The organism is Hyphomicrobium sp., assembly GCF_041659645.1.
Taxonomy (GTDB): domain Bacteria; phylum Pseudomonadota; class Alphaproteobacteria; order Rhizobiales; family Hyphomicrobiaceae; genus Hyphomicrobium_B.
This window is the reverse complement of the sequence record NZ_JBAZXX010000003.1, coordinates 387,262-412,091: the sequence shown is the minus strand read 5'-3', so window position 1 is coordinate 412,091 and position 24,830 is coordinate 387,262. Positions and strand designations below refer to the sequence as shown.

General features: G+C 61.3%; 21 protein-coding genes. 11 read left to right on the top strand and 10 right to left on the bottom strand.

The window, feature by feature from the left end:
• Window positions 1-62 precede the first annotated feature (62 nt).
• From WC811_RS11830 to WC811_RS11805, 6 genes are all read right to left on the bottom strand, one after another.
• Entirely contained in the window at window positions 63-998 is a 936-nt protein-coding gene (locus tag WC811_RS11830; protein ID WP_372644698.1) for a L,D-transpeptidase family protein, read from the bottom strand.
• 200 nt (window positions 999-1,198) lie between these two features.
• The gene (locus WC811_RS11825; RefSeq protein ID WP_372645770.1) at window positions 1,199-2,146 is read right to left on the bottom strand and encodes an acetyl-CoA carboxylase carboxyltransferase subunit alpha; all 948 of its coding nucleotides are present in this window, start codon (window positions 2,144-2,146) and stop codon (window positions 1,199-1,201) included.
• 159 nt (window positions 2,147-2,305) lie between these two features.
• Window positions 2,306-3,841: a peptide MFS transporter gene (locus tag WC811_RS11820; RefSeq protein WP_372644696.1), complete on the bottom strand. Its 1,536-nt coding sequence runs from the start codon at window positions 3,839-3,841 to the stop codon at window positions 2,306-2,308.
• Window positions 3,842-4,201: 360 nt separating this feature from the next.
• Window positions 4,202-5,134, bottom strand: coding sequence for a site-specific tyrosine recombinase XerD (locus tag WC811_RS11815; RefSeq protein WP_372644694.1), 933 nt, complete (start codon window positions 5,132-5,134; stop codon window positions 4,202-4,204).
• Between the two features lie 7 nt (window positions 5,135-5,141).
• On the bottom strand, window positions 5,142-6,794 hold the full coding sequence (locus WC811_RS11810; RefSeq protein WP_372644692.1) for a hypothetical protein: 1,653 nt from the start codon (window positions 6,792-6,794) through the stop codon (window positions 5,142-5,144).
• Window positions 6,795-7,048: 254 nt separating this feature from the next.
• Window positions 7,049-7,192, bottom strand: coding sequence for a hypothetical protein (locus tag WC811_RS11805; protein ID WP_372644690.1), 144 nt, complete (start codon window positions 7,190-7,192; stop codon window positions 7,049-7,051).
• Window positions 7,193-7,437: 245 nt separating this feature from the next.
• Between WC811_RS11805 and aroB the strand changes: the two genes are divergently transcribed.
• Window positions 7,438-9,132, top strand: a complete 1,695-nt coding sequence (gene aroB, locus WC811_RS11800; protein WP_372644688.1) for a 3-dehydroquinate synthase — start codon at window positions 7,438-7,440, stop codon at window positions 9,130-9,132.
• A gap of 78 nt (window positions 9,133-9,210) precedes the next feature.
• Entirely contained in the window at window positions 9,211-10,482 is a 1,272-nt protein-coding gene (locus WC811_RS11795) for an HlyC/CorC family transporter (RefSeq protein WP_372644686.1), read from the top strand.
• A 31-nt stretch (window positions 10,483-10,513) separates the two neighbouring features.
• Here the strand turns inward: WC811_RS11795 and WC811_RS11790 are convergent, their stop codons facing one another.
• Window positions 10,514-10,810: a BolA family protein gene (locus tag WC811_RS11790; RefSeq protein WP_372644684.1), complete on the bottom strand. Its 297-nt coding sequence runs from the start codon at window positions 10,808-10,810 to the stop codon at window positions 10,514-10,516.
• Window positions 10,811-10,965: 155 nt separating this feature from the next.
• Between WC811_RS11790 and WC811_RS11785 the strand changes: the two genes are divergently transcribed.
• The 4 genes from WC811_RS11785 to WC811_RS11770 all read left to right on the top strand — a co-directional run bounded on the left by WC811_RS11785 (window position 10,966) and on the right by WC811_RS11770 (window position 15,691).
• Entirely contained in the window at window positions 10,966-11,592 is a 627-nt protein-coding gene (locus WC811_RS11785) for a J domain-containing protein (protein ID WP_372644682.1), read from the top strand.
• Window positions 11,593-11,688: 96 nt separating this feature from the next.
• Window positions 11,689-12,687 carry a cobaltochelatase subunit CobS gene (gene cobS, locus WC811_RS11780; RefSeq protein ID WP_372644680.1) on the top strand — a complete coding sequence of 333 codons (999 nt, stop codon included), beginning with the start codon at window positions 11,689-11,691 and terminating at the stop codon, window positions 12,685-12,687.
• A 32-nt stretch (window positions 12,688-12,719) separates the two neighbouring features.
• Window positions 12,720-14,612: a cobaltochelatase subunit CobT gene (cobT, locus tag WC811_RS11775; protein WP_372644677.1), complete on the top strand. Its 1,893-nt coding sequence runs from the start codon at window positions 12,720-12,722 to the stop codon at window positions 14,610-14,612.
• A gap of 32 nt (window positions 14,613-14,644) precedes the next feature.
• Entirely contained in the window at window positions 14,645-15,691 is a 1,047-nt protein-coding gene (locus WC811_RS11770; protein WP_372644675.1) for an esterase-like activity of phytase family protein, read from the top strand.
• 38 nt (window positions 15,692-15,729) lie between these two features.
• Here WC811_RS11770 and rpmB read toward each other — a convergent pair whose 3' ends face one another.
• The gene (gene rpmB, locus WC811_RS11765; RefSeq protein ID WP_372644673.1) at window positions 15,730-16,026 is read right to left on the bottom strand and encodes a 50S ribosomal protein L28; all 297 of its coding nucleotides are present in this window, start codon (window positions 16,024-16,026) and stop codon (window positions 15,730-15,732) included.
• Window positions 16,027-16,303: 277 nt separating this feature from the next.
• On the opposite strand from rpmB, the gene WC811_RS11760 reads away from it, so the two are divergent.
• The 5 genes from WC811_RS11760 to WC811_RS11740 all read left to right on the top strand — a co-directional run bounded on the left by WC811_RS11760 (window position 16,304) and on the right by WC811_RS11740 (window position 22,952).
• Window positions 16,304-17,176, top strand: coding sequence for a DUF3108 domain-containing protein (locus WC811_RS11760; protein ID WP_372644671.1), 873 nt, complete (start codon window positions 16,304-16,306; stop codon window positions 17,174-17,176).
• A gap of 116 nt (window positions 17,177-17,292) precedes the next feature.
• On the top strand, window positions 17,293-20,550 hold the full coding sequence (locus tag WC811_RS11755) for a helicase-related protein (protein ID WP_372644668.1): 3,258 nt from the start codon (window positions 17,293-17,295) through the stop codon (window positions 20,548-20,550).
• Window positions 20,528-20,974 carry an RNA-binding S4 domain-containing protein gene (locus tag WC811_RS11750; RefSeq protein WP_372644666.1) on the top strand — a complete coding sequence of 149 codons (447 nt, stop codon included), beginning with the start codon at window positions 20,528-20,530 and terminating at the stop codon, window positions 20,972-20,974. Before WC811_RS11755 ends, WC811_RS11750 begins: the two co-directional genes overlap by 23 nt.
• Window positions 20,975-21,104: 130 nt before the next feature.
• Window positions 21,105-21,443, top strand: coding sequence for a ferredoxin FdxA (gene fdxA, locus WC811_RS11745; RefSeq protein WP_372644664.1), 339 nt, complete (start codon window positions 21,105-21,107; stop codon window positions 21,441-21,443).
• Window positions 21,444-21,911: 468 nt separating this feature from the next.
• Window positions 21,912-22,952, top strand: a complete 1,041-nt coding sequence (locus WC811_RS11740) for a CarD family transcriptional regulator (protein WP_372644662.1) — start codon at window positions 21,912-21,914, stop codon at window positions 22,950-22,952.
• Window positions 22,953-22,971: 19 nt separating this feature from the next.
• Here the strand turns inward: WC811_RS11740 and WC811_RS11735 are convergent, their stop codons facing one another.
• Both WC811_RS11735 and WC811_RS11730 read right to left on the bottom strand, forming a co-directional pair.
• Window positions 22,972-23,865: a thermonuclease family protein gene (locus WC811_RS11735; protein WP_372644660.1), complete on the bottom strand. Its 894-nt coding sequence runs from the start codon at window positions 23,863-23,865 to the stop codon at window positions 22,972-22,974.
• Window positions 23,866-23,979: 114 nt separating this feature from the next.
• On the bottom strand, window positions 23,980-24,678 hold the full coding sequence (locus WC811_RS11730; protein WP_372644658.1) for an outer membrane protein: 699 nt from the start codon (window positions 24,676-24,678) through the stop codon (window positions 23,980-23,982).
• Between the last annotated feature and the right edge of the window lie 152 nt (window positions 24,679-24,830).

The following is a 24,830-nucleotide window of genomic DNA, read 5'->3' as shown; positions in this document are numbered from 1 at the left end:
AGCTGCGGAAAACCGTTGGCTCGCTCGTGTCTTTTTCAGTCATCGAACACCTACGCGCGGGATCAGTTGGCGTTGGCGACCGGCGAGGACGCAATGGTCGATTGCGCGCTCTGCTCTTTTTTCGCCTTCTTGATATCGGCGAGTGTTGGCTCGTTGTCGGGATTGGCTATGCCCTTCAGCTTGTTGCCGCCTGCAACATCGAGTCCGTCCGGCTCTGGTAGCGGCTTGAACGCCGTCACGATTGGCCGCGCGAGCGGCGGGCAGGGCCCCGACGGATCGGGACGGCTTCGAGCGACGGTATCGACGACGTAGCGGCGTTCGCAAACCGTGACGCTCGGCGGAATGCGATACTTCTCGAAGTAATCGTAGCCCTGCTTCATCGTCTTCCAGAAGCCGTACCATTTGTTCTGCTTTTCTCGGGCCATCCGCGCTTCCGTCATCCGGAACGGATAAGCGTGAAGCTGGAAGCTCGGTTGCCCGGCTTTCAGGGCTTCGCGCGTCAGGCCGTAAATCTCTTCCATCAGCGCGTCTGTCATCGCGTAGCAGCCCGCAGACCGGCAATTCCCATGCACCATGACGGAATCGCCGGTGCCGTTCCAAGCCCGGTCATAGGCATTGGGATAGCCGAGGTTGAATGAGAGATAATATTTCGAGTTCGGATTCATCAGCGCCGGCGTGATGGTGTAGAAGCCCTCGGGAGCTTGCCTGTCGCCATAACTTCTCTTTGGTCCGATCTCGCCCGACCAATTGCAGATGGGGTAGGTCTTGAAATGGTAGAAGCGCCCGTCGTCGCGTTGCTTCCAAACTTCAAGCTCCGACTCTTCCTTGAAGACTCTGACAAACACGGGTGAACCCGGCTGCATCCCCTTTTTGGCCAGCAGCGACAGCGTTTCCTTAGACAACGGCACTTCTGCGGCTGGAGGGATCGTCAGCGTATTCGAGCACGCGGCCAGCGTCGCCGCGGCGATGACAATCGCAAGCCGGACAGCCGCCCACATTGCCGAAGCCGTTCTGGTCCCCACCAAAATATGCCGTTCCCGTATCGATCGATTCTTCCCGTCCCGCGGGCTGGCGGACTATTCTTACAATAAACTCAACCGACTACTGAGATTCGAACGATGCTCAGTCAACTCAAGTATCGTGTCCAAATGCGGCGTCCGGTGGGCGCTGTCTCATCGTTGCCGAAAGGCCTCACGGCTCAGCGGCCGATCGAGAGAAAGCGCTCGTGACGCTGAGCACGAACATCTTCGGGAGATTTGCCGTCGAACTCCGAGAGCATGCGCGCAATCGCGTTGCCGGTCGCGATGATCACCGATTCGCGGTCCCGATGCGCGCCCCCCGTCGGCTCCTTGACGATGGCGTCGATGACACCGAGCTGATCGAGATCCTGCGCCGTGATCTTCATGTTGGTCGCGGCTTCTTCTTTTTTGTTGCTGTCGCGCCAGATGATCGATGCTGCGCCTTCCGGCGAGATGACCGAGTAAATGGCGTGCTCGAGCATAAGAATGCGGTTCGCGGTTGCGATCGCGATCGCGCCGCCCGAACCGCCTTCGCCGACGATCACGGTGATGATCGGGACCCCGAGCCGTAGGCAGCATTCGGTCGACCGCGCGATGGCTTCGGCCTGGCCACGCTCTTCCGCCCCGATCCCAGGATAGGCGCCGGGCGTATCGACGAACGTGATGATCGGCAGGTTGAAGCGATCAGCAAGCTCCATCAGCCGCACGGCTTTACGATAGCCTTCGGGCCTCGCCATGCCGAAGTTGTGCTTGATGCGCTGCTCGGTGTCGGCGCCCTTCTCATGGCCGAGAATAACCACCGACCGGTTGCGGAATTTGCCGAGGCCGCCGACAATCGCTTCGTCCTCGGCGAAATAGCGGTCGCCGGCGAGCGGCGTAAAATCTTCGATGAGCGCGCCGATGAAATCGAGTGCGTGCGGCCGCTCCGGGTGGCGGGCAACAAGCGTTTTCTGCCACGGCGTGAGCTTGGCATAGGTGTCCGCGAGCGCGGCTTTCGCCTTCTGCTCGAGCTTGGTGATTTCATCGGCAATCTGCGGGCCCTTGCCATCCGTCTGCAGGGCCTTCAGTTCGGCGACCTTGTTTTCAAGTTCGAGGATCGGCTTCTCGAAGTCGAGATAGGTACGCAATGCGATGGTGGCGTTCACTGAGCTTTAGCTTTCCTGACTGTGCAACTGAAGCGTGCGGCCGTCGCCGTATCACGCGCGACATTCGCCATGGCTGGCTTCGGGTGTCAAGGCGACAGACCTTCCCGCCCGCGATCCGCGCCGAACCAGTGCCGCGAATGCTTAACTTTCGCCTTCCGAGAGCCGTCTCACGATGGGCGCGACAGCGAACATAAGCGCCGCTGCAACCGCCACAAGTGCGGCCTGCGCCAGGAACGACAGAGCGAGCGCATCCGGATCGCTGGTCGTGAACGCCCCCCCGATATCGCCCGCAAGCTTATTGCCGAACGCGCTGGCGAGGAACCAGAGCCCGAGCACCTGGCCGGACATCCGTTGTGGCGCGATGCGGGTCATCGTCGAAAGTCCAACCGGACTGAGCATCAGCTCACCGACCGTGAACAGGAAATAGAGGCCGAGCAGCCAAAGCGGCGAAACTCTCCCGTCTGCGGCGTAGGTGGCGGCGGGCACCATCAGCAGGAATGACGCGGCAAGAAAGACAAGTCCGATCCCGAATTTGATCGGCGAAGACGGTTGATGTTGGCCGAGCCTCATCCAGAGCGCCGCGGCGAGCGGAGTAAGCAGAATGACAAAGATCGGGTTTGCCGACTGAAACCAGCTTGATGGGAAAGGCAGGCCGAGGATTTCGTTGCGGGTCAGCGTGTCGGCGAACAGCGAGAGCGTCGTTCCGGCCTGCTCGAAAATGGCCCAGAAGACCATAGCGGCGAGAAAGAAGACGCCGATGGCCGCCATGCGGTGCGCGTCCCGGTTTTGCCGAGTTGCGCCGTAGGCAATGCCGAGCAGCGGCAGCACGATGAAAAACCAGCGTAGCCATCGCAGGCCATTGACGTCCGATAGCAGCGCCAGAGCGAGCAGTCCGATCGTCGCCCCGGCCATGTAGACGGCTTGCCGGCGGAACGACGACGTCGGTTCCGCACTGGTGACATCGGGATCTTCGAGGTGTCGCATGTTCCGCGCGAATAGGATCATCGAGATCGTCATGCCGACGCCCGCCGCCCCGAAACCCCAGTGCCAACTCTGCATGGGGTCGAAACCCGCCGCCGAGAGCCAGTCTTTGAACGTGCCGCTTTGTGCCAGAAATCCGGTAGCGAGTGGCGCCAGGAATGCGCCGACGTTGATGCCCATGTAAAAAAGAGAAAAGCCCGCGTCGCGCCGCGTGTCGTCGCGGCTGTAAAGAGCGCCCACGAGCGCCGATATGTTGGGTTTGAAGAGGCCGGTGCCGATCGCGATTAGGGCAAGGCCGACGTAAAAGGTCGAAAGCGATGGCCACGCGAGAGCATAGTGTCCGGCCGCGATGATCGTCCCGCCGATGAGCACGCTCCGCTTGGCGCCAATAATGCGATCCGCGATGAACCCCCCGGGCAAAGCCAGAAGGTAAACCGCCATGCCGTAGGTGCCGTAAATACTTCCGGCGGAAGGCGTCGGGAACCCAAGACCGCCCTGCGCGACCGGCGCAACCATGAACAGCGTCAGAAGTGCACGCATGCCGTAGTAGGAAAAGCGCTCCCAAAGCTCAGTGAAATAGAGCGTCGAAAGCCCATTGGGATGTGAGCCGAGACCGAGCCACGATCCCCGCGTCGCGGGCACGATGGATGCCAGAAATCCGATGCCGGAATGCGATTTGCTGTTGGGAAGGGGCATTACGCGCCTTTTACGCCGGTCTTGGCCGTCACCATCCGGAGTCCGCCAAGTCTGCCACGATCCGGTCGCGCCCACTGCTTCGCTTTCGTTCGCAAAATGGCGTTCCCTCCTCGGTGCGCAGCACATCGTGCGACGGCGCGAATTTTTTAGTAAAGACTCTGCGCCCGCCGATGCGACGCCGAACCGGCGTCCGGATCGCATTTATAGGATACTCTCGGTCCGCCGCCACGGTCGATCCTCGACCGGAAGAACGTGTCGCTTCCGTCGGTGTGGCAAGGTCGACGTCTCCGTAGATGCGGCTCACGGGCGTCTCTCCTGCGGTGGCGCCGCTTCGAGCGCCAAAAACTCTCGATGCTCTCGCTACGTCTTATTCTTGGCAAGCGGGTGATGCGCGTTGACGAACGCTTTCAACCGCTCCTGCAATACATGCGTATAGATCTCCGTCGTCGAAATGTCAGCATGCCCGAGAAGCTGCTGGACGGCGCGCAAGTCCGCGCCACGGTCAAGCAGGTGACTGGCGAACGCGTGCCGCAGGACATGAGGCGAAACCCGTTCGGGTGCAATTTCCGCCGCGAGCGCCACGTCTTTCAGGTCTTGTGCGAAACCTTGTCGCGTGACATGCCCGAGGGCCGATTTCGACGGGAACAGCCACTCGGAGTTATCGAATCGACCTGAAACGCTGAGGAAAGCATCGAGTGCGTCGCGAGCCGTTGCGTTGAGCGGCACTATGCGCTCGCGGCCGCCCTTGCCCTTGATCATGAGAACGCGCGCATCGCCTCGGAGCACGCTCCGCGGCAGTCCGACAAGCTCGGAGACGCGCATCCCCGTGGCATAAAGCAGTTCAAGTAGGCAGTGGAGGCGCAAAGCGCGGAAAAGCGCGTGCCCCTCCTGCCCGTCGCACATCTTCTGCGACGCAGCCAGCAGCCGGTCGACCTCCGCGATGCTCAGGACCTTCGGCAGCGCCCGCCGCTTCTTTGGGCCTTGCAGCCCGGATGTCGGGTCGAGCGCGATGATGTTTTCGGCCAGGAGAAAGCGGTAGAACTGCTTGATCGCCGAAAGCCTTCGCGCGCGAGACGTCGGCGCTTGCCCTTCGTTGGCGAGAAACCCGAGATAGGCTTGCACGTCGTTTGACGTCGCACTTTGCGGTCCGACACCTTTATCCGCCAGAAAGCCGAGATATCCATCGAGATCCGTGGCGTACGCCTCGATCGTATTGGCCGCAGCGCCGCGCTCTGCCGACAGCATGGCGAGAAAATCCGCGACATGATCATCGCGCCCCGCGGCAGACGTCATGGCACCCTCAGTTCGTTTCCGTGCGTGGCCAGGTCGGCATCAGTGCTTCGAGACCAAGCCGACGTGCATCGGCTTCGAGTCCCGCGCGTTTCAAGGCGCGGATGCTGTCCCCGAGCGCGATCAGGTTCGCGTCCCCCGCGCCGTTCGGGCCGAGCGCCTTCATCACCAACAGAACGGTATGCCCGAATTCCTGCTTCTTCGAGGCGGTCTGCAACTCGGTCAGCACGCCCGTTTCCGGCAGATAGCCGGACGTCGGTTGAGACGTTTTGTTGGCAGCATCCCAAAGCGGGATCGGCACGAGATAATCGAGCGCCTCCATAACGGTCGTCAGCCGGTAGAGGGCATCTGGCGGAAACCGTCCGTTCGCGGCGTAAGTCTCAAGGGCGGAAAAGCTTCTCCCGCGATCCGGCTCGTTTGGGTCGGCAATGTCGATCAGCGCGCGCCAATGGCCGAGCCCCGGCCCCCCGCCTTGATCGGCGATTTGGATCCAGTTGCGCGCCATGTCGAAACGGCCCGAAGCCAATCCGATCTCTACGCCCGTTTCCGCAAACCAGCTGATTTCCGGCGCCGGTCCGAGATCGGCGGTCGCCTGCGAGATCATCTGTGCGCCGATCATGCCGAGCCCCTCATGCTTGACGTCGTCAAGGAAGGTTCGGATCAATCGCGCTTTGCGCATCGGCGTGCGTTCGTCTTCGGCGGCTTTGAAGAGAGCCGCGCGCCGGGCAACGCCTTGCGGGCCACGGTCGTTCAGCAGCTCGTCAGGTGGCACTTTCTCCGCGTTGACGCGATAGATGCCAGCCAGCATTTGTGGCGTGAGGGCATTGAGACGAGCCGCCGCTTCGGTTGCCGGAAGACCGAGGTCGGCGGGCGTCGAATGATCGGTCGCAAGCGCGACGAGGAGCGCGGGTTCGCCCTTCTCCAGCACGAGCTTGTGTGGCAGGCCGCCGACGCGCTCCGCGATCCGATAGTCGAGCAGCGAGATCTGCTTCACGGACGTATAGTGAGGCTTCGAACCGATCGAGAACGCGTCCAAAGCTTCGAGGCCGGGCGAGGTCTCGACGCCTTCTTCGCGCGCGAGGTCGGCCGCAAGTCCCGCCGCGGATTTGTCGCCCTGCGACGCCGAGCAGTATCCGGCCATCAGAATGACTTGCCCCTTGAGCCGCGCTGGGATTGCGCCCTTGAGGGTCGCCGAGCGAGAGACGAGTTCGCAAGCTTTATCGGAATGCCCGGCGGCAAGCTCGTTGCGGGCTTCGAGCGTCACGAGAAGCGGATTGTCGCCGGCGGGCTGCTTCGCGATCTCGGCGGCGGCGTCGCGCGCCAGTCCCGAGCGATAGAGGGCTTCAAGCCGGAGCGCTGTGAAATTGGCGTTCGATCCGTCGCCCGAAGGCGAGGTGATGAGCTTCTTCCAAAGATCGTGCAACACCGGCGAGCGGGGAGGAATCTCGATCGTGGCGATAAGTTTTTCGAGGGTGGCGACATCCATGCCGCCCCAAAGCTCGTACGGCAGACCCGAGCCGTCACTCGCAATCACAGGCGCGAGGTCGCCCTTGTCGACGGCGGGCGGAATGGCGTCGCGCATGACGGCGCTGCCCGAGCCTGAGCGAGAGTTACGGTCCGAACTGGAACTGCCGCTGCTCCCCGAAGAAGGCCGTGACCACATATCGTCTCCCCCGCCCCCGGAGGGAGAACCGAGCGGCTGCAGATAGCTGCGTTGTTCGGCCGGCGGCGAATAGGCGTCGTCATGTGCCGGACGCTTCTTTTTGCTCGCGGCGGGCGCGCCGGAGGAAGCGTCACCGGAAGAATCCTGTGCGCTTGCTGGAAGCCACGCCGCTGCAACCGCGATTGGGATAAGAGCCGCCAGCAAGAGGCGCCGAGCCGTCGCTATCGCTTTTCGGTGTGTATGCACCATTGGCCTCACCGCCGGATTTTCACGCCTTGCACGGGCTTGCTGATCGTCTGCTGCTCCGGTTCGAAGCGCGTGGCGAGCACGTACAGGCCGCCGAGAATCGCAGCGGCGAGCGCGCAAAGTACGAACAATAGCCGGAAAAGGCTCGGCATTTTTTCCCCGTTCCGGCCTTTAGGTGAGCACCCTTGATGGCGTGATTATGACTCAGTTCGGTATTTGTGTGGAACCCCTTGCGTCGAAAGGGCGTCTGGTTCCGTGCGGCCACCGTCCTCAGGTATGCTTCCAATTTGCGAACGATTTTGGTTCGTGGCATGAGGTCGTGACAATGACCATTCCGCCGCGAGGCCAAGTGCCTGAAACTAACCGATTCGGCGGAATCATCGGCGTCGAGATCTCCATGACGGAAGCGGAAGCAATTGACCTTGCAAGGAAACGCATCGGCAAGCGGCCAATCGTGCTTGTCGGCCTGATGGGCTGCGGCAAGACATCTGTCGGCAAGCGCTTGGCATTCAAGCTCAATCTCCCGTTCGTCGACGCCGACGAGGAGATCGAACGGGCGGCCGCGAAGACGGTCAACGAGATTTTTGCCGACCACGGCGAAGCCCATTTCCGCGACGGCGAGCGCAAGGTGATCTCCCGCCTCCTCGGCAATGGCGCCCAGGTGCTCGCGACCGGCGGCGGCGCCTTCATCCACCCGGAAACCCACAAGCGCGTTAAGGACAACGCCTTTTCCATATGGTTGAGGGCCGAATTGCCCGTACTGATGCGGCGCGTGATGAAGCGTGACAACCGTCCGCTACTACGCGGCGGCAATCCCGAAGCCACCATGCAGAAGTTGATTGAAGCGCGTTATCCGATATACGCGGAAGCAGATATGACAGTCGAAAGCCGAGACGAACCCCACGACATCATCGTCAACGAGATCATTACGCGCCTTGCGACGGGCGCCGACGGTGCTCCGCCCGCGACGCTCGAACCGAACCCGTCGAAGACCGTTCGCGTCGCGCTCGGCGACCGCGCCTACGATGTGCTGATCGCCCGCGGCATTCTTCGCGATGCTGGTGCGCTCATCAAGGCACGCTTCGGTCCCGTCAAATGCGGTGTCGTGACCGACGAAAACGTGGCGGGCCATCATCTTTCAACGCTTGAGAACAGCCTGAAGGCCGAAGGCATTTTCGCCGGTTCCGTCATCATGAAACCGGGCGAAGCGACCAAGAGCTTCCGCAACCTCGCTGAATTGTCGGAGCGGCTTCTGGAACTCGGGTTAGAGCGTGGCGACCTCGTGCTGCCCTTCGGCGGTGGCGTCATCGGCGACTTGGCGGGCTTCGCCGCCGGTATCCTGCGCCGTGGCGTCCGCTTCGTTCAGATCCCGACATCGCTCCTCGCTCAAGTCGATAGCTCGGTCGGCGGCAAAACCGGCATCAACACGCCTCAAGGCAAAAACCTGATCGGCGTCTTTCACCAACCGAGCCTCGTCATCGCCGACACCGCCGTCCTGACGACGCTGCCGCCGCGCGAGATGCGGGCTGGATACGCCGAAGTCGCCAAGTACGGCCTGCTCGGCGACGCCGGCTTCTTCTCCTGGCTTGAATCCAATTGGCGGAGCGTCTTCGGCAACAATGGCCCGGCTCTGACGACGGCTATTGAAACGAGCGTCGCCGCCAAGGCGGCCATTGTCGAACGCGACGAGACCGAAACCGGCGACCGTGCGCTCCTCAACCTCGGGCACACGTTCGGGCACGCCTTGGAAGCATGGACGGGCTACTCCAGCCGGCTCCTGCACGGCGAAGGCGTCGCGATCGGCATGTGCATGGCGTTCCGCCTCTCGGAAGAGTTGCAGCTATGCCCGGCCGGAACCAGCGAACGCGTGACCAATCATTTGAAAGCCGTGGGGCTTCCAACCAGGATCGCAGACATTCCGGGCGGCAAAGCCGACGCCGCCGAGCTTCTTCGGTTGATGGGCCAGGACAAGAAGGTCAAGGCCGGGAAACTGGCATTCATCCTCGTCCGTGATGTCGGTCAGGCCTTTGTGACGCGTGATGTCGCGCCCGAAACCGTCCTGGCGTTCCTCGGCCGGGAAATCGCCCGCTGAGAGCATGTTAAGTCCCAGCAGTTGATCTGTGCTAGGTTGCCATCTCCCCTGGGCAGGAATAGCGAACAAATTTACCCCATGACCATAGTCATCAGCTTTATCGCCATCCTTTTACTGATCATTCTTTCGGCCTTCTTCAATGTCAGCGAGACGTCGCTCACCGCCGCATCGCGGGCACGCATGCATTCGCTTGAGGAAGACGGCAACGTGCCGGCCGCGCTCGTCAACAAGGTGTTGTCGCGGCCCGAAAAGATGATCGGCACGGTTTTGCTCGGCAACACGCTGGTCGACGTCCTGGCGGCGGCGCTGGCCTCCAACATCGCCGTCGATCTTTATGGTCAGGTCGGGGTCGCGTATGCCACGGCCATCATCACCATCCTGATCGTGATCTTCGCGGCCGTGCTGCCGAAAACGTATGCTCTTGCCTATGCCGATCGCGTCGCCTTGCTCGTCGCGCCGCCCATGCAAGGGCTGATTTATTTTCTGACGCCATTCACGAAAGCCATTGAGTTCGTCGTCCGCAATATCTTGCTTCTGACGCCGGGCAAGGCCGACGACGCGGCGAACATCCTCGCGGCCCACGAAGAAATTCGTGGCACGATTGATCTGCAGGCGAAGGAAGGCACGGTCGCCAAGGGCGATGCGGAAATGCTGGGAGGCGTGCTCGACTTGGGCGATCTGCAGGTCGCCGACATCATGGTTCACCGCACCAAGATGGAAACCATCGACGTCGACGAACCCGCCGCCAAAATTCTCGATCAGATGATGCGCTCGCAATATACGCGCATGCCGCTTTGGAAGGACGAATCCGAAAATATCGTCGGCGTCCTTCATACCAAGGACCTGCTGCTCGCGCTGTCGCGCACCGATTGGGAACCCGACAAGCTCGACATCATGAAGTCCGCGACCGAGCCCTGGTTCGTGCCCGATACGACCACGCTTCGCGATCAGCTCAATCAGTTCCTGAAGAAAAAAATGCAGATGGCGCTGGTCGTCGACGAGTACGGCGAAGTGCAGGGTTTGATCACGCTCGAGGACATTCTGGAAGAGATCGTCGGCCAGATCACCGACGAGCACGACAACCCCGATAGCCACATCCGCGTGCAATCGGACGGCACCGTCAATGTCGACGGCACCGTGGCGATCCGCGATCTCAATCGTCATTTGGATTGGGACCTGCCTGACGACGAGGCGACGACCGTCGCCGGTCTCGTCATTCACGAGGCACAGACCATTCCGGAGCCGGGTCAGGTATTCACGTTCCACGGCTTCCGGTTCGAGATCTTACGCAAGAGCCGCAATCGGATCATGGCAATGCGCATCAAGCCGGTCACGTCGGCAAGTTCCTAGGGCTCAGCGACGGCAAGGTCCGAAACCAAATTCAACCGTGCGAGGCAACCGCCTTCGGAAGAGCTTCACCGGGCGCGATCGTGGAAAGCGCCAGCGCGTGAACGCCGCCTGCGAGTTCCTCTTTGAGCAGATCATTGACAAGCCGATGGCGGTCGACACGCGACTTGCCGGAGAAGGCTTCGGAAACGATAAGTATTCTAAAGTGGCTTTCGCCCGTGCCCGGCGAGTTGCGATGCCCCGCGTGCAACTCGGATTCGTTGACGACGTCGAGCCGCGTCGGACGCAGCCCGATCATAAGCTTTTCTCGAAGCCGGCCAGTAATGGACATCTTTATCTCTCAGGGTAGTCTGTCGTGCGTCTTTGGTGCGATGTGGCACGCGGCCGAAAGGGCCTATTAATGGATTGACGGCACAGTCACGAAGGAAATCAAGAGATTTCTTGCCACCTTGTTTCGGCGCAGTCGAAGCCTCATAATTCAAAACGATGAAACTGGAATCAAAATACTTCGACAGTATCCGCGTCGGTTCGAAGCGCCAGCAAGGCGCCAAGAAGGAAACGCGTGCGCCTGCGTGCCAGTGGAAGGGCTGCGATAAGCCCGGCGCACACAAGGCGCCAAAAGGCCGAGGCCGCGACGGCGAATATTTCCACTTCTGCGTGGATCATGTCCGCCAGTACAATCAGGACTACAACTATTTCGACGGCATGAGCGACGCCGAGGTCAGCAGCTTCCGTAAGGATGCGCTGACGGGCCATCGCCCGACCTGGAAGACGGGCGCCAACGCCTGGGCGCACGGCACGCGTGATGAGGCGAGAAACGCCGAGGCCGCCGAGCGCGTCAATGCCGCGACCGCGCGCGTGACGCGAAAAGCCCGGTCCTCGCGCACCGAGACTGCGCCGACGTTCCGCCGTCAGCTGAAACCGCTTGAGCGCAAATCGCTCAAGGTCCTCGATCTCGGTGACGACGCGAGCCGCGAAGATGTCAAATCGCGCTTCAAGGAGCTGGTGAAAATCCACCACCCCGATGCGAACGGCGGAGATACGAGGTCAGAGGAAAAGTTGCGCGAAATCCTCCAAGCCTATAACTATTTAAAGCAATCTGGCCTGGTCTAATCCTCCGAGCCTCTGAGTCGCGTGCGTGCCCTCGTCTTCTGCACCGGTTCAAGGCCTTAGCGGCAGCTGGGCGATCTGATCGGGAATCCTATGGAAATGCGCACGTCTACAAGCGCGAGTGGTGTCGCCGCCAATCTTCCGGACATGAAGCTGTCCGTTCGCCAAGTCTTCGGCATCGATAGCGATCTCGAAGTTCCGGCCTATTCGAAGGCCGAAGATCATGTGCCGGATCTCGATCCCGATTATCTCTTCAATCGCGACGTGACTCTCGCGATCCTCGCGGGCTTTAAGCACAATCGCCGCGTGATGATCCAGGGCTATCACGGCACCGGCAAATCCACTCACATCGAGCAGGTCGCCGCGCGGCTCAATTGGCCATGCGTGCGCGTCAATCTCGATAGCCACGTGTCGCGCATCGATCTCGTCGGCAAGGACGCCATCGTCCTGAAAGACGGGAAGCAGGTCACCGAGTTCAAGGAAGGCATTCTGCCTTGGGCCTTGCAGAGCAACATCGCGCTCGTCTTCGACGAATACGATGCCGGCCGTCCCGACGTGATGTTCGTCATCCAGCGCGTGCTCGAAGTCTCGGGCAAGTTGACGTTGCTCGACCAGTCGAAGGTCATTCGTCCGCATCCAGCTTTCCGGCTGTTCGCGACGACGAACACCATTGGTCTCGGCGATACATCCGGCCTCTATCACGGCACGCAGCAAATCAACCAGGGCCAGATGGACCGCTGGTCGATCGTTGCCACGCTGAACTATCTTCCGCACGATGATGAAGCCAAGATCGTGCTGTCGAAGGTCAAGTCGTTCGCAAAGACCGATGCCAAGCGCAAGCAGGTCTCGCACATGGTTCGCGTCGCCGATCTGACGCGTTCGGCTTTCATCAATGGTGACCTGTCGACGGTCATGAGTCCGCGCACAGTCATGACGTGGGCAGAAAATGCGGAAATCTTCGGCGACATCGGCTTCGCGTTCCGCGTCACGTTTCTCAACAAGTGCGATGACCTCGAAAAGCCGCTCGTTGCAGAATTCTATCAGCGCTGCTTCGGCGAAGAGCTTCCCGAAAGCACCGCAAACGTAGCGCTGAGCTGATTGATCGATCGGGGCCGCGACATGGGCCGTACATGAGTCCGACCTCCAAACGCCGGGAAGCGCCGTCAGAGCCGTTGAAACGCGTGCTCGTGCCCGCCGTGCGCGCGATCGCCGGCGACAGCGAGGTCGAAGTCGATTTCGGTCCCGGCAAGGGCGACGTTTCGGGCAAGGCTGTGCATCTTCCCGATCTCCCGCGCGCCCCCTCCGCCAAGGACATCGCGCTGGCGCGCGGCTGGGCTGACAGCCTTGCTTTGCGCATCGGTTGCCATGACGCCAAGGTTCATCGCCGGATTGCGCCGCCTGCCGGTCCCGCGCGTGCGGTGTTCGAAGCCGCCGAGCGCGCCCGCATCGAAGGACTGGGCTCTGCGCGTATGCCCGGGATGGCCGCCAATCTGACGGCCCGCCTCGAAGATCAGTATAGCCACGGCCGCTTTCGTTCGGTTTCGACGCGCGCCGAAGCGCCGCTCGAAGACGCGCTCGGGTTGCTCATTCGCGAAAAACTGACGGGGCAAGCGCCCCCGCCGTCGACCAAAGGTCTCGTCGACGTTTGGCGCTCGGTGATCGAATCTCGCGGCGGCAAGCTTCTGAACCGGCTCGAAGGCCTCTCGGAAAACCAAGAGCAGTTCGGCCGCCAGATCCGCGATCTTCTCAAAATTCTGGAGATGGTCGACCAGAGCGACCAGCCGCAGCCAAACGACGACGAAGAAGAAAACGAAGAAGGCGCGGCCGAAGGCGGCTCTGAAGATTCGGAAAGTCAGAGCGAGGACGCGACCGACGGACAGGACCAGGAAAGCGAAGAGCAACTCTCCGAGGGCGATCTTTCCGAAACCGAGGAAACGATGGAGTCGGGTTCCACCGAGCCCCAAGACCTCGACGACGGCGAGATGAATGACGAAGAGACGCCTGCGCCGTGGCGTCCGAACATGACCGTCCTCGATAACCCCGAAGCCTTCGGCTACAAGATTTTCACGCGGGCCTATGACGAAGAAATCGGCGCCGACGAACTCTCGACCCCGGAAGAATTGGAGCGGCTCCGCGCCTTCCTCGACAAGGAATTGAAGACGCTATCGGCGGCCGTTGCGAAGCTTGCGAACAAGCTGCAGCGTCGGCTGTTGGCGCAGCAGAACCGCGGTTGGGATTTCGATCTTGAAGAAGGTCAGCTCGACGCCGCCCGCCTGACTCGCATCATCACCGATCCGTCCGGTGCGCTCTCCTTCAAGCGCGAGCGCGATACCGATTTTCGTGACACCGTCGTAACGCTGCTGCTCGACAATTCAGGCTCGATGCGCGGCCGTCCGATCATGGTCGCTGCGTGCTGCGCCGATATTCTCGCCCGCACCCTCGAACGCTGCGGCGTCAAGGTTGAAATCCTGGGTTTCACGACCAAGGCCTGGAAGGGCGGACAATCGCGCGAGGAGTGGCTCGCCGCCGGTAAGCCGCCCGCGCCGGGTCGCCTTAACGATCTCCGCCATATCATCTACAAGACGGCGGACGCGCCGTGGCGCCGCTCGAAGGACGCGCTCGCGCTGATGATGCGCGAAGGCCTTCTGAAGGAGAACATCGACGGTGAAGCGCTCGCCTGGGCGCATTCCCGCCTCGTCAATCGGCCCGAGCAGCGCCGCATTCTTATGATGATCTCCGACGGTGCCCCGGTCGATGATTCAACTTTGTCGGTGAACTCCGGCAGCTATCTTGAGCAGCACCTGCGCCAAGTCATTCACGAGATCGAAAATCATTCGCCGGTCGAACTGATCGCCATCGGTATCGGCCACGACGTGACACGGTACTATCAGCGTGCAGTCACCATTACCGACGCGTCGGAGCTTGCGGGTGCGATGACGGAAAAACTCGTCGAGTTGTTCGAGGAAGAGCACGAAGCCGTCAAAACGCCGACGGGTCGCCGCCAGCACGCCCGCTCCCATTGAGGTCTTTCGTGCCGCCGAGGTGTTGCCGACCGTTGGGCCTTGCAATCGCGCTGCTTGGCCTTTGCGTTAGCGTTGCGCACGCCGACGTGAAACCCGATATCGCCGGCTTGAAAGCCGCACCGATTGTCGTCGAAGCCCGGCCGATCACCTCATTCGCGCGGTCCGGATTTGATCGCCCGCTCGGCAAACTGAAGTTCGTTGGCGGTCTCGTGTTGTCGTCGCCGTCGCCCTATTTCGGCGGCTGGTCCGGTCTCCTTCTTGCCGATGATACGAAATCGCTTATCGCCCTTTCCGATACCGGCGTCTGGATGACGGGAAGCTTGACCTATGACGGCGTCCGCCCGTCCGGAATAGCGAACGCGCGTCTCGGTCCGCTGCTGGAGAAAACGGGCCGCCCGATCGCCCGCGGCCGTGATCGGGATTCGGAGTCGATAGCGCTTGTAAGCGGCACGTTGCAGCGCGGCTCGGTTCTCATTGGCTTCGAAGGTCGCCACCGCATCGAACGGTATGACGTAACGCCCGATGGCATCGCCATTGGCCGCGGAGCCCTCAAGATTCCCGCGGCGGCCAAGCGAATGGAGCCGAACAAGGGATTCGAAGCGCTCACCGTCATGAAGGGCGGCCCCTACAAAGGCCAGCCGATTGCATTTTCCGAACGTCTTTACGATCCGGCGCGAAACCACACGGGCTGGCTCTGGACGAAAAACGGCCCGCGTACCCTCCATTTGAAGAACGCCGGTGACTTCGACGTCACCGATGTCGCGAGTCTCGACGATGGAACGCTTTTCGTCCTTGAGCGCCGCTTCCGCTGGCTCGAAGGCGTGAAGATGCGCCTCGTTCGGGTGGAGCCCGCCGCGCTTGGGCCTGAGCGCACTATCGAAGGCGAAACGCTCATCGAAGCCGATATGAACGACGACATCGACAACATGGAAGGCTTGGCCGTCACGCGGCTGAAGACCGGCGACGTCCTGGTCACCATGATCTCGGACGACAACTTCAATCACGTCCTTCAGAGGACGTTATTGCTGCAGTTCCTGCTGAAAGACGCCGGACAAGCGAAAACCCGGCCGCCGAGCTAGGCAACCGGGCTTAGATATCTGCGGAAGATCCGTCGAAATCAGGCAGCAACCTTGGCTGCCTGGGCCTTCTGAATCTCACGCTTGAGCTTCAAGCAGGTCAGCGACAGGTCGTCGTTGTTCGCCTTGAGCAGGAATGCGTCGAGGCCGCCGCGGTGTTCCACCGTCTTCAGCGCCCGTGCCGAAACGCGCAAACGGAATTTCCGGCCCAGCACGTCGCTCATCAGCGTTACGTGGCAGAGGTTCGGACGAAACGTGCGCTTCGTCTTGTTCTCGGCGTGGCTCCTGAGGTTGCCCGAGAGGGGCAAAGTCCCCGTCAGCTCGCAGCGCCTGGTCATAACACTCTCCTATGCCGCACCCTCAAAACGGAGGCGGTCGATCAAAACTTGCTGTTTCAGCAAAAAATAGCACCCCACAAGCATGGCCTGCGGGGGTTTCGGCTGCTGTATAATTGACATGCCCGACGCTCGTCAAGAAGCCCCGTCAAGGTTGAGGTGCGTCCGGCGTGGCGGGAGCGATCGTCCCTCCGGGTTCCTGGGCCGTCGCAAGTCCAAGAATAGTCGCAAATCCGGGGCACGAAGCACCTTTCGGGCGACGGGGCGAATGGGAAGCGATATGGCGAAATCGGGAGCCGATGCGCGGGGGCAGAGCGCTTTCCGCAGCCTTGTCGCGGTTGTTGCTGCCACTTTGCCGCTTGCCGCCCTGCCGCTGGACTGCGCCACCGCCGTAGGCCCCAACTGGCCAAGCCGAGTTTCGGCGACCTATCAGCTGTCTTTCGGTGGTTTCGACGTCGGCGTTTATCACTTCGACGCTGATTTTGCCGGCAAATCCTATGCTGCCGTCGGCAAAACGGAAGTCTCCGCGTTGTTCGGCGCCTTCAAATGGGCCGGAACATTCACCGGCAAAGGCACGCTGGAGCCATCAGGGCTGCAGCCCGGCGTATTCGAGATGAGATACAAATCGAAAAAAAAAGTGACTTCGGTAAAAATCGGGTTCACGGGGACGGGGGTATCCTCGGTTGCGCTTGTCCCCAATAAGCCGCCGTCGCCCGAGGCGATCAAGCTCAAGCCCGAAAATCTCAAGAACGTCTTCGACCCGATGGCGGCCATGATCGCGGTGTCCGACGCGCGTCCCGCCGACGCCTGCAACCGGACCATTCCCGTGTTTGACGGCAAGCAGCGCTACGATTTGCGCTTATCCTTCAAAGGCCGCGAGCCGATTACCGAGAGCCACCCGTCGGGCCAGCCGAGGGAACTCATTGTTTGCCGGGTCAAATATGTCCCCATCGCCGGCCACAAGCCGAAGGACTTCGTCAATCCTTGGATCGACTACGACAAAATCGAGATTGCGCTGCGGGCCGTACCGAAGGCGGGAATTTATGTTCCCTACCGGGTGACGATCCCCTCCACCATCGGCAACGCCGTTATGACCGCAGAAACGATTAACATCACCGCTGCGGACAACCAGCAGATCGCGTTGAAGCAATAATGCGCGCCGCGCGAGGTTTAGAGGCCGCGTGACACTCTTTGTCCGTCGACCGAATAATCCTTGATCTCTAGGCCCTCCTCTGCAATGCCAGGGCTCGATCGGAGTCAATGCACGAAATGGCAAGTGATCTGGAAGCCCGCATCCGAAACGTGACCGCGGTGCTCGGACCAACCAATACCGGTAAGACGCATCTCGCGATCGAGCGCATGCTCGGCCACGAAAGCGGCATGATCGGCCTTCCCCTGCGTCTCCTTGCGCGTGAAGTCTACGACCGCGTCAAGCAGCGCGTCGGCGCTGACAAGGTCGCGCTCCTCACGGGTGAGGAAAAGATCAAGCCTGAGCGCGCCCGCTACTGGGTGTCGACGGTCGAAGCCATGCCGCGCAGCGTCGATGTCGATTTTCTGGCGATCGACGAAATCCAGCTCTGCGGCGACCCCGAACGCGGCCACGTCTTTACCGATCGTCTGCTGCACGCGCGCGGCCGGTCCGAGACGCTGCTGCTCGGCGCGCAAACGATGCGCGACGCCATCGCCGATCTCATCCCCGGCGCCAACTTCATCTCGCGCCCCCGGCTGTCGAAGCTGACCTATAGCGGCGAGAAGAAAATCACTCGGCTTCCTGCGCGCACCGCCATCGTCGCGTTTTCGGCGCAAGAGGTTTACGCCCTCGCCGAATTGATCCGCCGCCAGCGTGGTGGTGCCGCCGTCGTGCTCGGCGCGCTCTCGCCCCGGACGCGAAACGCCCAGGTCGCACTTTACCAATCGGGCGACGTCGAGTTTCTGATCGCGACAGACGCGATCGGCATGGGCCTAAATCTCGACGTCGATCATGTCGCGTTCTCGGCTCTTCGCAAGTTTGACGGCCACAACCATCGCAATCTGACGGCGGGCGAGATCGGACAGATCGCCGGCCGCGCGGGCCGCCACATGAATGACGGCACGTTCGGTGTCACTGGCAGCGCCGAGGCGCTAGACGCTGACATGGTCGAGCGCCTTGAGACGCACAGCTTCGACAGCGTCCGAACTTTGCAATGGCGCAATCGCGACCTCGATTTCTCGACGCTCGACACGCTTCACGCGTCCCTCCGCGAATTGCCCCGCGAGCAGCGCCTGACGCGTGCGCGCACAGCCGATGACGTCGCCGCGCTCGAAGCCCTAACCGCCGATCGCGAGATCGCCGACATCGCAACGTCCAGAGCACGCGTCGAACAGCTCTGGGACGTCTGTCAGCTCCCCGATTACCGCAAGATTTCCGCCCAAAACCATGCTGAACTCGTCTCAAATGTCTACCGGCATTTGACGAGTGGCGACAACCGCATCCCCGAGGACTGGTTCTCGAAGCAGGTTGCTCTCGCCGATCGCACGGACGGCGATATAGACACGCTCGCGACTCGTATTGCGCACATTCGCACCTGGACCTTCGTCGCCAATCGTCCCGATTGGTTGAAGGACCCGGCGCATTGGCAGGAACGGACGCGAGCTATTGAAGATAGTCTCTCCGACGCATTGCACGAATGCCTGACGCAAAGGTTCGTGGATCGCCGGACCAGTGCTCTGATGAAAGGCATGCGAGATAAAGATGAATTGACGGCCGATATCGCCGATGATGGCGCCATCACGGTCGAAAACCACTTCGTCGGCAAACTCAAGGGCTTCAGCTTCACGCTCGATTCCGCCGCCGACGGCATTCACGAAAAGGCGACGCGGCAGGCAGCGATGCAAGTCGTGACGCGTGAACTGGGCATGCGCGCACGGCGCGTCGCGGCGGCTCAGAACGACGCGTTCAAGCTGACGCGCGGCGCCATGATCATCTGGCGCGACGATGAGATCGCGAAGCTCGAAGCGGCCGAAGATCCGCTTCAGCCCAGCGTCACGCTGATCGCGGACGAAACGATGAGCGAATCCGATCGCGAGAAAGTTCAGGCCCGCATCAAGACCTGGGTCGACGACACGATCGCCGACAAGTTGAAGCCCCTCGTCGAGATGTCGAAGAGCACTGAGCTTCAAGGCTTGGCGCGCGGCATCGCCTTCCAGTTGAAGGAAGGCCTCGGCGCTTTGAAGCGCGAGACGATTGCCGACGAGATCAACGCGCTCGATCAGGCGGCCCGCGCCGATCTGCGCAAGTTCGGCCTCCGCTTTGGCGCCTTCAATATCTTTTTCCCCATGATGCTGAAGCCCGCGCCGGCCGATCTCGCCGCGACGCTCTGGCTGCTGAAGCATCCCCCCGCCAACGGCACGACCCCGCAATTGCCGCGTCCCGGCTTGACGTCCGTGATCGTCGATCCCGCGACTCCCGAGGCGCTCTATCGTGCCCACGGTTTCCACGTCTGCGGTCCGCGCGCCATCCGCCTCGATATCATCGAGCGGCTCGCCGATCTGATCCGGCCGCTGCTGGCCTGGCGCTCGGGTCCGGGCAAGACCGACGCGCCACCGAAAGGCTCGACCGGCGACGGCGGCTTCCGCGCCACCGACGATATGATGTCGATCCTGGGTTGTTCAGCCGATGAGCTTGGCGAAGTGCTGAAAGCGCTGGGCTTCCGCCTTGAACGCCGCCCGATCCTTGTTGCTCCGGTCGTGGCGCCGGCTCCTACGATCGCCGAGACCCCGGCCAGCGCCGAAGGCGTCGCGACAGCCGCCAGCGAAGCAAGCGTGCCGGAAACGACGGAACTCCACGAAACGCCGGCCGCTGTCTCCGAGCCGATAGAGGCAATCGAGCCGAGCTCTGCTGAAGCCGCTCCGTCCGCTGCGCCTGAATCCGAGGCAGTGCCGACGGATGTTGCCCCGACCGAAGTCGCCCTCGCCGAAGCGGCGGCACCGGAAGCACAGAAGTTCGAAGACATCTGGCGTCCGCGCCGTCACCAGCGCCCGGAACGCCGCGAAGGGCCACGTCGTGATGGTCCACGTCGCGAAGGCGGGCAGGGCCGCCATCGCCCACAACACGGCAACCGGAATCAAACTCCCGCTATTGCAGCGTCCGACAGCAGTGGCACGGCCGCGAACGCCGTCGCTCCGGCCGCTGAAGCAACGACAACCACCGGCACCGACCAGCGGCCGGATCGCCAGCACAATCGGAATAATCGCAATTCGGATCAGCGGAACGATCGCGGCGACCGTCCGCGCTTTGAAGGTCGCAACGGCAATGACCGTAGTCACGACCGCAAAGACGACGGTGGCCGCCCTCCGCGCCGGGACGATGATCGCAACAAGGGCCGTCGTGGTGATGACCGCCAGCGTGGTGGCGAACGCCGCTCACCGCAGGTGATCTCGGCCGCACCGCCGAAATCGGCCGCCGCCGATTCGTCGTCGCCGTTTGCGGCGCTCGCAGCGCTGAAAGCCCAGATGGAGAAGCGGAGTGAAGGCTCCGGGTCGACCTGACCTTATGCCGAATGCGGGCCCCGCAGCTTCGCAGCGAATCGACCAATGGCTGTGGTTTGCCCGTATCGCAAAGTCCCGGACGTTGGCGCAGGCGTTGATTGAACGTGGTAAGGTCCGCGTCAACCGGATAAAGATCGCGAGGACGAGCGCGGCCGTGCGCCCGGGCGATATTCTGACCCTTTCCCTCGGGCCAAGGGTCATCAGCATCGAGATCCTAGGCATCGGCACGCGGCGCGGCCCCGCCACCGAAGCTCAGGCCCTTTATCGCGACCTGATGCCCCCGAAACTGGCGCCCGCTCCCGGGGTTTCTGAAGACGTGGGACAGGCCGAAGCCCTCGCGCACCAAGCGGTTCGCTCCGAGGGCAGCGGCAGGCCCACGAAGCGGGAACGGCGTTTGATCGATAAATTTAGGGGACGGCTTTGAAACTGTGACGCCCCGTCCACCTAGGCAGCCGTGACGCCTATGGTAATAAGGGCGCCGCTCAACTGAGAGCATTTGCTTCGCGGCGTTCCTTCAAACGGAACGTCGATCGTTTCGAGAACCGGGAATTCGAATGACCTACGTCGTCAACGATAAGTGCATCAAGTGCAAATACACCGATTGCGTCGAGGTCTGCCCGGTCGATTGCTTCTACGAAGGCGAGAACATGCTCGTCATCCATCCCGACGAATGCATTGACTGCGGCGTCTGCGAGCCGGAATGCCCGGTTGACGCCATCAAGCCCGATACCGAGCCCAACCTGGAAAAATGGATGGAGCTCAACCGCCAGTATGCCGAAACCTGGCCGAACATTACGGCCAAGAAGGCAGCGCTGCCCGATGCGGACGCCGCGAAGGACGAAACCGGTAAGTTCGAGAAATATTTTTCGCCAAATCCCGGATCAGGGGATTGATTTTGCGCCAACGGCGCGTCCTTGCAGTCCGTTACGGCAGTTCTTACATAAGTTGTTGGTTTGGCATGGCTATTTAAAGGCTGCCTTAAGCTCGTCCAGATTGTCTCAGAAGCCGACCCTTCAATTACCGTCAAGACTGTGTTAGTATGGGTTGCGATGGCGTTAAGTCTGCACAAATCCGGAACGGCTGTGAACAAAAAGGGGTTGCCTAGCTCTGATGGGCAGCACTCAATAAGGCGTTATGGGGCGTCACTAAGCCAACTCAGAGTCGGACAGGATTTGAAAAGCTAGGCCAAAAATGAGCGCGCAGGGGACGGCCTGTCGTAAAGACGAGGCTCGGGTCAATGCGCGCGTGTCGTTCGGGTGCCGTTTCACCCACGGCATAGATGCTCCGCTCCCTGAGGAGCGGACTGACGGCCGAACCGGACCATCCCGGTAAGGTCCAGTATGCGAGAGTGAGAGATCGATATGGCTCAAAAGAAAAAAGCTCCGGTCAGCCCCAAGTCCGCAGCTAAGAGTGCCGTCCGTAAATCGATGCCTTTGAAGGTTGCCGCAAGCACCAATAAGGTCGCGAAGCCGGCTGTCAAAGCGAAAGTCGAGGCTCCGGTGAAGTCTAAGCTCGCGCCGGCTGCTGCTGCTCCGAAATCCGCCAAGAAGTCCGCCGCGCCTGTTGCAGCGAAGCCCGCGATTAAGGTCGAGGCCGCTCCAGTCGCCAAGAAGCCCGTTACGCACACGCCTGTCGCACCGCACGTTGCGGCTGCCCACCTGTCTGCCAAGGCCGCTGCCGCGCCGCAGCGCACCGTTGCCGTACCGGCCAATGCCCATAAGGCTGCGAGCCAGAAGATTTCGGCCCCGGTCGCTTCATCGGTTCCGCAGGCGGTGACGCCGAAGGATGTCGCTGAAAAGGCGGCCGCCGCACGCCAGATTCTTGCTGTTCAGAAGAAGCCTGTCAGTCAGCGTCACGGTTTCAAGGCCAACGAATTCGTCGTTTATCCCGCTCACGGCGTCGGCCGCATCGTCGGCATCGAGGAGCAGGAAATCGCCGGCATGTCGCTAGAGCTCTTTGTCATCACCTTCGACAAGGAAAAGCTGACCCTGCGCGTGCCGACAGGCAAGCTTGCCAGCGTCGGAATGCGTAAGCTCGCTGACGAAAGCCTCGTCAAGAAGGCGATGGAAACGCTCAAGGGCCGCGCCCGCATCAAGCGTACGATGTGGAGCCGCCGCGCTCAGGAGTACGTCGCGAAGATCAACTCCGGCGATCTAATCTCGATCGCTGAGGTGGTTCGTGACCTCTATCGCTCCGAAGCTCAGCCCGAGCAGTCCTACTCTGAGCGTCAGCTCTACGAGGATGCGCTCGATCGCATGGCCCGCGAACTCGCCGCTGTCGAAAAGCTCGACGAGCGCGGTGCGGTTCAGCGGATCACGGAAATCCTCTCGAAGAGCGCGAAGGGCCGTCGCCTGGCTGAAGCCGAAGCGGCCGTCGTCGAGGAAGAAGAAGAAGCGGCCTAACGGTTCGTCTCTTCTGGCGTTAGAGTGACTTCAAGTTGACAGCGCTCGGTTCCGCACCTTCCGGCGGGGCCGGGCGCAATTCTTTTGGAGCGTCTGCCGGCGCGGCATCGTCGCCGGCTTCGAGCTGGGACGGGTCGGCGATATCAATGAGCGGCCCGTTGCGCCGCTCGATCCATCCGCGAATGACGACGCTCTTGTTCGCGAGTGCGTCGAGCGATCGGTCGAATTCCGGATTGGCGGCGAGAACCTTCTTATCGATCCGCGCTGTGAAATCGGTGCGCCAGTCGTTGCTGAAATTCAGGTACGTCGCGCTTTTCGTCCGTCCGATCGAGCTGATCGTGCCGGTCACGCGCTCGTATTTTCCGCGCCGCTTCATGAGGTCGACTGAGCGTTCAGCACTCCTCACGCGATAAACGCCATTGCCCCAGAGGCCAAGCTGCCGGCTGCGTGCGCCCGCTTCATGCGCATAGAGTTCCCGCGCGCAGGCGAAGCTTTCCGGCAGCCCGTAAGCGCGCGCATAGCCGCCCGCGAGAAGCGTGCCCTGCACCCAGTCATCGCGACCGCCGTCGATCAGGAACACCTGCGCCAACCCGCGCCCGTATCGGTCGAAGCGTCGGCCCGCAAACGCAAGTTTTACCCGTTTCGCGAGGACGAGATCTGAAAGTGCTTTGATGGTGTCGAGTTCGGGTGGCCACGCGCCGGGGGAAGCATCCGCATCTCGCGCTCTCGGAGCCAGCGCGCCAATCAGCCGGACGACCTTGCCGTCATCAAGCACGATGGTCTCGCCATCGACGACGCGAGTAACGGTTCGGATAGGGCCGGATTCGAGCGTGCAACGCGCGGACGGCGCCGCCGGTTCAGCTGCGACGTGGATCGGGATCGGAGCGAGAAGCCCGACCACGCCCAAAACCATTGCCCACGTTCGCCCCGCCATGCCGCATAGAGATCATATGTGCGGCCGCCAGCCAAGGACAGGCAACATCATCAACTGGCGGGAGACTCCGGAAGTTATTGCCTTTCCGAGCAATCAAAACCGATGAACGAAGCCGAAACTGAACTTGTCCATCGAGGCTTTCACCTCGTCGCGGCCGGCCGGAAGCGAATCGAAGCTTTCATCGGAGAACTCGACGCGTTTGTATTCAAAGCGCAGACTGTTGTCGTTGCTCCAGAGATATTCGATACCGCCGCCAGCCGTCCACCCGGACAGCATATTCGAATCGCTGAACGAGCGATTCTTTACGGTTACATCAGAAAATGCGTAGCCGCCGGTGGCGTAGATCAGGGTACGGTCCCACAATAAATACCCTGCCCTGCCACCGACCGAGCCATCGAAATCGGCATGAGCACTGTATCCTGATATGCCGTCTATGCGAGAGTTCTCGCCATAGAGGAAATCGTAGCTCAAATCCGCTGTGGGGCCGAACACGATGTCGCCATAACGGAAATCGTAACCGCCCGAGGCGCCGAGCGTTATCCCGTCGGCGTCCTTTAGCCGGCCGCCACCGCTGCCGCTGAATGACATGGTGTTATAGCTGAGAGTCGGCTTCCAGTAGAAACCCTCCCATGAAGACGCAAGCGGCTTCTCGTCATAGTTGGGAACGACGAGGTTATAGGGGCTGCTCAAATTCTCGACGGGCTTCAGCTCGTCGGGAAGGCTCTGTGCCATTGCAGCGCCCGCAGGAGACAAAAACATCGACAGGGTCAACGCCGACCAAGTCTTTCTCATTAGAGTATTCCCCTCGCGTCTTGACGCAACCAAACTCTAAGAACAGGACCTATTTTCAAGGCCTTATATGGCATATAAACGTTTTGTAAACCATGTTCATGAAGGTATTTCGTCGCGGCGCCCGCCCTCCCGAACGGTCGGCCAGCCAGCGC

What these genes read in the sequence shown, in the direction of transcription:
- WC811_RS11785 (WP_372644682.1), top strand. Translation starts at nt 10,966, where the DNA reads ATGAAACTGGAATCAAAATACTTCGACAGTATCCGCGTCGGTTCGAAG.
- WC811_RS11815 (WP_372644694.1), bottom strand. Translation starts at nt 5,134, where the DNA reads ATGACGTCTGCCGCGGGGCGCGATGATCATGTCGCGGATTTTCTCGCC.
- WC811_RS11760 (WP_372644671.1), top strand. Translation starts at nt 16,304, where the DNA reads ATGGCGAAATCGGGAGCCGATGCGCGGGGGCAGAGCGCTTTCCGCAGC.
- rpmB (WP_372644673.1), bottom strand. Translation starts at nt 16,026, where the DNA reads ATGACCAGGCGCTGCGAGCTGACGGGGACTTTGCCCCTCTCGGGCAAC.
- WC811_RS11790 (WP_372644684.1), bottom strand. Translation starts at nt 10,810, where the DNA reads ATGTCCATTACTGGCCGGCTTCGAGAAAAGCTTATGATCGGGCTGCGT.
- WC811_RS11830 (WP_372644698.1), bottom strand. Translation starts at nt 998, where the DNA reads ATGTGGGCGGCTGTCCGGCTTGCGATTGTCATCGCCGCGGCGACGCTG.
- WC811_RS11805 (WP_372644690.1), bottom strand. Translation starts at nt 7,192, where the DNA reads ATGCCGAGCCTTTTCCGGCTATTGTTCGTACTTTGCGCGCTCGCCGCT.
- WC811_RS11755 (WP_372644668.1), top strand. Translation starts at nt 17,293, where the DNA reads ATGGCAAGTGATCTGGAAGCCCGCATCCGAAACGTGACCGCGGTGCTC.
- WC811_RS11735 (WP_372644660.1), bottom strand. Translation starts at nt 23,865, where the DNA reads ATGGTTTTGGGCGTGGTCGGGCTTCTCGCTCCGATCCCGATCCACGTC.
- cobT (WP_372644677.1), top strand. Translation starts at nt 12,720, where the DNA reads ATGAGTCCGACCTCCAAACGCCGGGAAGCGCCGTCAGAGCCGTTGAAA.
- cobS (WP_372644680.1), top strand. Translation starts at nt 11,689, where the DNA reads ATGCGCACGTCTACAAGCGCGAGTGGTGTCGCCGCCAATCTTCCGGAC.
- aroB (WP_372644688.1), top strand. Translation starts at nt 7,438, where the DNA reads ATGACGGAAGCGGAAGCAATTGACCTTGCAAGGAAACGCATCGGCAAG.
- WC811_RS11730 (WP_372644658.1), bottom strand. Translation starts at nt 24,678, where the DNA reads ATGAGAAAGACTTGGTCGGCGTTGACCCTGTCGATGTTTTTGTCTCCT.
- WC811_RS11795 (WP_372644686.1), top strand. Translation starts at nt 9,211, where the DNA reads ATGACCATAGTCATCAGCTTTATCGCCATCCTTTTACTGATCATTCTT.
- fdxA (WP_372644664.1), top strand. Translation starts at nt 21,105, where the DNA reads ATGACCTACGTCGTCAACGATAAGTGCATCAAGTGCAAATACACCGAT.
- WC811_RS11810 (WP_372644692.1), bottom strand. Translation starts at nt 6,794, where the DNA reads ATGTGGTCACGGCCTTCTTCGGGGAGCAGCGGCAGTTCCAGTTCGGAC.
- WC811_RS11740 (WP_372644662.1), top strand. Translation starts at nt 21,912, where the DNA reads ATGGCTCAAAAGAAAAAAGCTCCGGTCAGCCCCAAGTCCGCAGCTAAG.
- WC811_RS11820 (WP_372644696.1), bottom strand. Translation starts at nt 3,841, where the DNA reads ATGCCCCTTCCCAACAGCAAATCGCATTCCGGCATCGGATTTCTGGCA.